This window comes from Neisseria sp. 19428wB4_WF04 (assembly GCF_015235335.1).
GTDB lineage: Bacteria > Pseudomonadota > Gammaproteobacteria > Burkholderiales > Neisseriaceae > Neisseria > Neisseria musculi.
This window is the reverse complement of record NZ_JADGLG010000145.1, coordinates 1-602: the sequence shown is the minus strand read 5'-3', so window position 1 is coordinate 602 and position 602 is coordinate 1. Positions and strand designations below refer to the sequence as shown.

General features: G+C 45.3%; 1 pseudogene. It reads right to left on the bottom strand.

Features of this window, described 5'->3' with window-relative positions:
• Positions 1-597: pseudogene (locus tag IR141_RS12710) on the bottom strand (IS1595 family transposase); the annotation flags it as partial.
• Between the last annotated feature and the right edge of the window lie 5 nt (positions 598-602).

Genomic DNA, 602 nt, shown 5'->3' with positions numbered 1-602 from the left:
TTCCATCGCCATCCGCATTCCTTCAGGTGCAAATCAAAGTTTTTGGTTACGCCGTTGAATTTGGCGGGCCTTCGTTTGGTAAAACTCCGGAAGCTTTCAATACCATTGATGTGCCCGGTACCATCCGCAAACTTATTTTGTCCGTGATTAACGCGCAAATGTTTAGAGTAGCCGGCATCGACCAGGCCGCTGTAACCGCGCCGGCTATCAGAATAAACAACACTCCCCAGAGAGACCTTTCCCAATATAACAGCTTGAAGTGTTTGCTTTTTACAATCAGGAACGATTTCGGTATAAACCCTGCCGTCTCTTTCGAAAATACCAAAGACGGTTGTTTAAGCGTTCCTCTGCCACGCTTTGACTTGCCATGGAAACCGCGCTACAAATAGCTTTCATCAACCTCTATGCTGCTGTATAACAGGTCTTTTTGCCCGCTTTGGCAGCGGTATGTTTCGTGCCTGAAAATGCGATACCGGTGGTTGATGGTATTGCGGTTGAAGCCTGTCGGCAAAGCGGTTTTTGAGGCTTCTATACCGACACAAAAATGCTTGATAATTTTTTTGAGCTGTAGTCACTTAACTTGGTGTTATATTTCATTTTTC